The 6281-nt window shown below is 62.1% G+C and carries 3 protein-coding genes; 1 reads left to right on the forward strand and 2 read right to left on the reverse strand.

All coding sequences use genetic code 11. The features are described 5' to 3' along the window. Positions 1–226: 226 nt before the first annotated feature. Positions 227–2368 carry a molybdopterin oxidoreductase family protein gene (locus tag LJE93_08540; GenBank protein ID MCG6948943.1) on the reverse strand — a complete coding sequence of 714 codons (2142 nt, stop codon included), beginning with the start codon at positions 2366–2368 and terminating at the stop codon, positions 227–229. 129 nt (positions 2369–2497) lie between these two features. Next, entirely contained in the window at positions 2498–4090 is a 1593-nt protein-coding gene (locus LJE93_08545) for a sodium/solute symporter (GenBank protein ID MCG6948944.1), read from the reverse strand. A 179-nt stretch (positions 4091–4269) separates the two neighbouring features. Between LJE93_08545 and LJE93_08550 the strand changes: the two genes are divergently transcribed. Continuing rightward, a partial coding sequence (locus tag LJE93_08550; GenBank protein ID MCG6948945.1) for a sucrose synthase occupies positions 4270–6281 on the forward strand: 2012 nt, incomplete at its 3' end.

Below are 6281 nucleotides of genomic sequence, written 5' to 3' on the forward strand. Positions count from 1 at the left end.
GATACGGCAGAAACCGGCGTCAGGGAGAGCGCGTCCCAGGACAACACGCTTCAAACTTCTACCCCCCCCCGGTCCGGCCGCCGGCGATATACCGCACCCAGCGGTGTTTGCTCGCCTCGGGGTGCTCGACGTATCGTCAACTACGCCTGCACGCCCCTCGGGTCGCAAATCCCACTGGTCACAGTACCCCGCCATTCTCGCTACGAAGCCTCATGAATAATGCGGGCTAGAGCGGCTCTACCCGCACCGGAACGCCGCTGAGAACAGCATTGCCACAGAGATCGTCGACCATCGCATCGTCGGTCAGATCGTTGATGCTGACCCCCGGGTGCTTCTGAGCAACCGAAAGCTGGACGCCCGGGCGGTCGTGGCCCCACCCGTGTGGCAGGCTGACGACGCCGGGCAGGACCTCGTCGCTGACCTCCAGTGGCACCTCGATGCGCCCAGTACGCGAGACGACGGCAACCATCGCCCCGCTTGCGACACCCAGTTTATCCGCGTCTTCGGGATGCATTAACAGGGTGCAGCGGTCCTTCCCCCGCACCAGGCGGAGCGAGTTGTGCATCCAGGAGTTGTTGCTTCGAAGGTGGCGCCGCCCAATTAGCAGCAGCGGCTGTTCGGACGGGTCTCCGTTGAGGGTGGTTAGGAGCCGACGAGCGTCCTCGAGAAACGGCGCCGGCGCGAGTTCGACGCGCCGTCCTGGTGTCCGCAGCCGCTCGGGAAGGCAGGGCTCGAGCGGACCGAGATCGAGCCCATGGACCTCTCGTTCCAGCTTGGCCAGGTTGAGACCACCCCCGAACGGTCGAAATCCCGAGCCCCACGGTCCCTTTCGCAGACCAAGATCGAGCATGCGCCGTGGGCCGATCTTCGCATTCAGCCACCGCTTGAACTGCGCGAGAGGAGGGCTGTCGTCCAATCGCCGGTGCAGCTCGGCCAGGATCTGCCAATCGTGCCGGGTGTCAGGCGCCGGCTCGAAAAGAGCCGTCGAATATCGCGCCACGTTGCGAATTGCCAACAGATTGAACACCAGGTCGTAGTGGTCATGCTCGAGGGCCGATGTCGGCGGCAGGATGATGTCGGCGTGTCGGGTGGTCTCGTTGAGGTAGAAATCGACAGCCGCCATGAAGTCGAGGCCTTCGAGAGCGCGATCGAGCTGTGCACCGTTCGGTGTCGACAACACTGGGTTGCCAGCAAGCGTGAGCAGGGCCCGCACACGACCATCGCCCTCTGTCAGGATCTCCTCCGCTAGGGCCGCAACCGGTAGCTCGCCCGCATAGGCAGGTAGGCCCCGCACCCGACTTTCATACCTCCCGAGGTGGCCTGGACTCGTACTTGCCACGAGATCGACAGCCGGTCTGGTGAACATGGCTCCGCCCGGCCGATCGAGGTTACCGGTGACGATGTTGAGCAGATTCACCAACCACTGGCAGAGTCCACCGAATGCCTGTGTCGACACCCCGAGCCTTCCGTAGCAGACCGCGGAAGGGGCGGCGACGAATTCACGAGCGAGGTGACGAATCGCCGTCGAGTCGATGCCTGTTTCCGGAGCGACAGCTTCGGGCGTCACGTCGGCCACCAACTCGCGCACCACATCGATCGAGTCGCAGTATTCAGCCGCCGCACCAGGTCTTTCGAGGTTTTCAGAGAAAATGACCTGCAGCATAGCCATCAGGAGCAGGGCGTCGCTGCCCGGCCGGATGAACAGGTGCCGGTTGGCCAACACCGCGGTTTCGGTTCGCCGGGGGTCGACCACGACCAATCGACCACCACGATGCATCAGATTCTCGAGCCGCCGTCGGATTCCCGGTGCTGTCATCATGCTGCCGTTCGACACCACCGGGTTGGCGCCGAGAACGAGCAGGAAACGGGTTCGGTCCACGTCAGGAACGGGTAGCAACAGCTTGTGACCGAACATCAACGTGGCGGCCACGTGGTGCGGCAACTGGTCGACCGAAGTGGCCGAATATCGGTTTCTTGTCTGCAGGGCCCTGCTCAGCAGTGGACCGAAGAGCAACGAACCCCAGTTATGAACAGCAGGATTTCCAACGTACAGCGCGACCGCGTCACGTCCATAAATCCTCTGCACCTCTCGCAGGCGGCTGCCGACCTCGTCGAGTGCTTCGTCCCAGCTGGCGCGTTTCCATGTTCCGCCCCCCGTGCGACGCACTGGATGGCGAAGACGATCGGGATCGTTGTGAATATCCTGGAGCGCCACCGCCTTTGGGCAGATGTGGCCACCGCTGAACGGGTCATCCCTGTCGCCACGGATGGCCTTGATTTCGCCACCACTGACCTCGATGGAAAGGCCACAGATGGCCTCACACAGGTTGCATGCCCGGTAGTGGGTCACAGTGCGATCGTCGTGCATGGCGATTCCTCCGCGAATTGTACAGGCGGCAACGACCGAGAGCTATTTCGTTTTGCCGAGGCGCAGGCTGTAGGAGAGTCGGGATCTCAGCTCGTGCTGCTCTCTTGCTCTGTCAAGCGCGAAACCCTGTCACCACCACCAGGTAACGATGACTGCGGTGGCGGACAGTAGCAACGCCGAAAGCACCATCCAGTTGCGATACCAGGGAGCGCCTTGGAGTGCACGAAGGTCCTCTTTCCAGATACTCCTGTTCCACACTGTGGCGCCGAGGCGTTCCTCACCGGCCGGTCGAGTGACCAGGCTGACGCCGACCATCAGGGCGCAGCTGACGGCGAACATCACTCCACTCGCATACAGGTACTGGATCGAGAGAACTTCAGCGATTTCGTTGACCACCCACCCCAGCAGGCCGATCGGTAGGCCCACCGCAAGGGTCACCGCTGCAGCTGGCGGTGTCGCTCGGCGCCACAGCATTCCGAACAGGAAGACGGCAACCACAGGCGGAGTGATGTAGGAAAGCACCGACTGGAGGTACTGCCAGAGGGTCGGAAAGCGTGAGATTTGCGGCGCCCAGGCGGCCGACAGCACCATGAAGGCGACTGTTGCCCACCTCCCCGTACGGACGAGCTGCTCATCCGACATCCCTGGCCTCGCCCGGGCGGCAAAGTCGAATGTAAAAAGGGTCGAGGCCGAGTTGTAGATCGACTCGAGGCTGGAGAGGATGGCCGCCGCGAGGGCGGCGAGGATGAGGCCGCGGAAGCCGACGGGCAGCAGATCGAACGCCAGGGTTGGAAACACCAGGTCGGGCCGCTCGAGCCTCGGGTAGAGGGCAGTTGCCATGACGCCGGGGAGGATCAGAATAAAGAGGTTCGGGAGCTTGAGGGCGCCGGCGAAGATCGCGCCCCAGCGGCCGTGGTCGAGGGAACGGGCACCTAGGGCTCGCTGGATCATGAACTGGTTCGTGCACCAGAAGTAGAGGCCGACGACCAACACTCCGGTCACCAGGCCCGGCCACGGCATCACTGGGTCATTCGCCGGCAACCCGAGGTGCAGCGCGTTGGGTGGTGCCGCCGTCCGTACCGCCTCCCAGGAGGGAATTCTCGCTAGGGTCATGGCACCGATAACGGTGCCGCCGACGATGATGAGTGCCGCCTGCAGGGTGTCGTTGATCACCACCGCCTCGAGCCCGCCAACCAAAATGTAGAGCCCCGCCACGAGCGCGGCCGCCGCGACGATGACCCAAAGCGGTACGCCGGGGAAGAGCACGGTCATGACCGTCGCTCCGGCATAGAGGGCGGCCGCGGCATCGATGAATATGTTGGCCACGAGCAGGAAGGCCGAGAACAACACCCTCGACCAACCGTCGAAACGCCTCTCGAGGTACTCCGGGGCAGTGACGACCCGGTTCCTCAGGAAGAGGGGGAGCATGAAAACGGCGAAGACAACCAGAATCAAAGCCGGCATCCACTCGTAGTTGTAGGCGCCGATGCCGTAGTGATACGCACTCCCCGGGAGCGCGACAAAGGTGCTGCCGCTCATGTTGGAGACGTAGAACGAGAGCCCGATCAGCGGCCAGGTCAGACGCCGTCCGCCGAGGAAGTATCCCTCGGAGCCCTTGTCCCGGATGCGCCTCGACACCGCCCATCCAAAGAAGACCCGCACTCCGAGCACGTAGGCGACGAGGACTGCGAGGTCGATCTTCGAAATGCAGAACTCGGTCATGCCTCTGTTCCCGGGAATTCGGTGTTCTTCAGATTGGCCGTCAGGCTAGCATGGTGCCGGCGACCCTCCGGCCGCCGAGTTCGAGGCCTGCATTCACGGCCGTCTCGGAACACACGACCGTGTTGCTCCGATACCCTTACAATTGTCCAAGCGCTTGGAGACTGCGAGCAAAGGAGCCCATGGCGATCAACACAGCAACCGTTCAGGAGTTCATCGAGGCCAATCGGGCACCGGTATACATGCTTCTCCACACCTACTTCAGCCGTAACCAACCATTTTTGCTGCGATCGGACCTCATCGATGGCTTCACCGACTTCTGTGCCACCGGGCACGGTCGGGTGCTTGTAGGCAGCGTTCTCGGAGACGCGATCGAGCTCACCCAGGAGGCGGCTATCCAGGTCCCCTGGGTCTATCTGGCCATCCGCCCGGATGTCGGGCGATGGACATTCTTCCGGATCCACGCCGAAACGCTTCAGCTCGAGTGGATTTCCGTGGCGCGGTATCTGTCATTCAAAGAGTCTCTGATCGAACGCGGCGGGTCCACGACTGGATGGCCGGTGGAGATCGACTTCGGGCCTTTCAGCCGCGATTTTCCGCGGCTGCGTGAGGACCACTCGATCGGGCGCGGGCTCGAGTTTCTCAACCGCCAGCTCTCCGGGCAACTCCTCTCGCAGGCGGAGATAGGCTTGAAACGTCTGGTCTCGTTCCTGTCCCTCCACACCATCAACGACCGGCAGCTCATGCTCAATCCGCAACTCGACGATCCCGAGGCTGTGCGTCGGGCGTTGCGGGAGGCCCGTGATTATCTCAAAAGGCAGAATCCCGAAGCGCAGTGGCCAGATGTCGAGCCGGGTCTGCTCGGTCTCGGATTCGAGCCGGGTTGGGGGCGTACTGTGACCCGGATCCAGGAAACTCTCCAGCTCCTACAGGACCTTCTCGAAGCTCCGGGCCCCCGCCTGCTGGAAAATTTTCTCGCGCGAATCCCAATGATCTTCAACGTCGCCATCATGTCGCCGCACGGTTACTTCGCACAGTCCAACGTGATGGGCCTGCCGGATACCGGCGGCCAGGTTGTCTACATTCTCGACCAGGTGAGAGCTCTCGAGCACGAGATGAGGCGGCGCTTGCACGCACAGGGCGTCGACTACGAGCCGCAGATTCTGGTCGTTACACGGTTGATCCCCGAGGCCGGCCAGACGACCTGCGATCAGCGGCTGGAACCGATTTCCGGCACCGCGAACGCGCGCATTCTCCGTGTGCCATTCAGGAGCACGAGCGGAGAAATCATTCCACAGTGGATCTCGCGCTTCGAGATCTGGCCGTACCTCGAGAGTTTCGCCCTCGAAGCACAACGTGAGATCGTTGCCGAGCTCACCACCAAACCCGATCTGGTGATCGGCAATTACTCGGACGGCAACCTCGTCGCCAGCATTGTCGGCGAGCGACTCGGGGTCACCAAGTGCACCATTGCACACGCTCTCGAGAAGACGAAGTACCTCCTGTCCGATCTCTACTGGCTCGATAACGAGGGGCACTACCATTTTTCCTGTCAGTTCACAGCTGACCTGATCGCCATGAATGCCGCCGATTTCATCATCACCAGCACCTATCAGGAGATCGCCGGCACCTCGGAAAGCGTTGGACAGTACGAGAGCTATCGTTCCTTCACGTTGCCCGGTCTGTATCGGGTCGTCGATGGAATCGATGTCTTCGACCCGCGCTTCAACATCGTTTCACCGGGAGCCGATCCCGACATCTACTTCCCATACACCGAGACCGATCGCCGCCTCCACGGTCTCCGTCCCGAACTCGAGTCCCGACTGTTGGAAGATGGTCTCCCCGGCTCCCGCGGCCAGCTCGAGAATCCTGACAAACCGGTTTTGTTCTCGATGGCGCGACTCGATCGGATCAAGAACCTCACCGGTCTGGCGAAGTGGTTCGGCGAAAGCGATCGCCTCCGCCAACAGGCCAATCTGTTTCTTGTAGCGGGCTTCGTGGACCCGGAAGAGTCACGAGATACCGAGGAAACGGCGGAAATCCACCGCATGCACGAGCTGATGGATGAGTACGAGCTCGACGGCCAGATGCGCTGGGTGCACCACGTCGACAGGGTCACGGGTGGTGAGCTCTATCGGTTTGTCGCCGATCGTCGGGGAGCATTCGTACAACCTGCGGTCTTCGAGGCCTTTGG

This window comes from Acidobacteriota bacterium (genome assembly GCA_022340665.1).
In the GTDB taxonomy this organism is placed as follows: Bacteria; Acidobacteriota; Thermoanaerobaculia; order Thermoanaerobaculales; family Sulfomarinibacteraceae; genus Sulfomarinibacter.